Genomic DNA, 1,401 nt, shown 5'->3' with positions numbered 1-1,401 from the left:
GGTCGGGCGTGGCGATGGTGACGACGGCGCCCTCGGCACCGGCCCGCGCCGTGCGGCCGGAGCGGTGCAGGTAGGCCTTGTGCTCGGCCGGCGGGTCCACGTGCACGACGATGGCGACGTCGTCGACGTGGATGCCGCGGGCGGCGATGTCGGTGGCGCAGAGGACCCGGGTCTCGCCGCTGGTGAACGCCTCGAGATTGCGCTCGCGCGCGTTCTGGCTGAGGTTGCCGTGCAGGTCGACGGCCGGAACGCCGGCGGCGGTGAGCTGCTTGGCCAGCTTCTTGGCCTGGTGCTTGGTGCGGGTGAACAGCACGCTGCGGCCGAGGCCGGAGGCGAGCTCCTTGACGATCGTCGCCTTGTCGGCGGCGTCGACGCGGAAGACGTGGTGGGTCATGGTGCTCACCGGCGCGACGGCCGGGTCGACCGAGTGCGTGGTCGGGTTGCTCAGGTACCGCTTGACGAGGACGTCGACGCCGTTGTCCAGCGTGGCCGAGAACAGCATCCGCTGCCCGACCTTCGGCGTGCGGTCCATGATCCGCTTGACGCCCGGCAGGAAGCCGAGGTCGGCCATGTGGTCGGCCTCGTCGAGGATCGTGACCTCGATGCCGCCGAGGTCGCAGTGACCCTGCTGGATCAGGTCCTCGAGCCGGCCGGGACACGCGATGACGACGTCGAGGCCGCCGGCGAGGGCCTGCACCTGCGGATTCTGGCCGACGCCGCCGAAGATCGTCGTCGTCCTCATGCCGAGCGCGCGGGCCAGCGGGTCGACGACCGCTGCGACCTGGTTGGCCAGCTCCCGGGTCGGCACGAGGATGAGCGAGCGGGGCCGCCTGGGCTGGCGCCGGCTGTCCGACGCCGCCAGCCGGGCGACGAGCGGCAGGCTGAAGGCGAGGGTCTTGCCGGAGCCGGTGCGCCCCCGGCCGAGCACGTCCCTGCCGGCGAGGCTGTCGGGCAGCGTCGCGACCTGGATCGGGAACGGCGAGGTGATGCCGCTCGCGGTGAGCACCTCGACCAGCGGCGCGGGGACGCCGAGGGCGGCGAAGGTGGTGTCCGTCGGCAGCACCGTGGCGTCCGCCCCGACGGGGACGACGGCCGGCGCGGGGACGACGTCCCTCGGAGCCTGGGTGCGGGTCTGGTCGTTCTGAGTGGGCTGGTCGCCGGCGGGGCGGCCGCCGCGACCGCGACCGCCGCGCGACCGACGGGGACGGTTGTCCCCGGTCCCGCTGGCGGACGTGGGCGAGTTGCTGGGTGACGTCATCGGTTCCTCAACGCTCGAGTGGCAGTCGTCCACCTCGGCGAGCGCGAGCGCCCGCGCGCCGGCACGTCAGTGCTGGGCGGGCTCGCATCGTCGGCGAGACGTCGGACGGCCGGGCGCACCAAGGTGGCGCAGCCTCAGCCCGA

The 1,401-nt window shown here is 73.8% G+C and carries 1 protein-coding gene; it reads right to left on the bottom strand.

Annotated elements, in window-relative coordinates; translation table 11 throughout:
- A partial coding sequence (locus E4P40_RS27530) for a DEAD/DEAH box helicase (RefSeq protein ID WP_245160635.1) occupies positions 1-1,258 on the bottom strand: 1,258 nt, incomplete at its 3' end.
- Positions 1,259-1,401 lie beyond the last annotated feature (143 nt).

It is taken from the genome of Blastococcus sp. CT_GayMR20 (assembly GCF_004570345.1).
The sequence above is the reverse complement of the archived record's forward strand: the minus strand, read 5'-3'. Positions and strand labels throughout refer to the sequence as shown.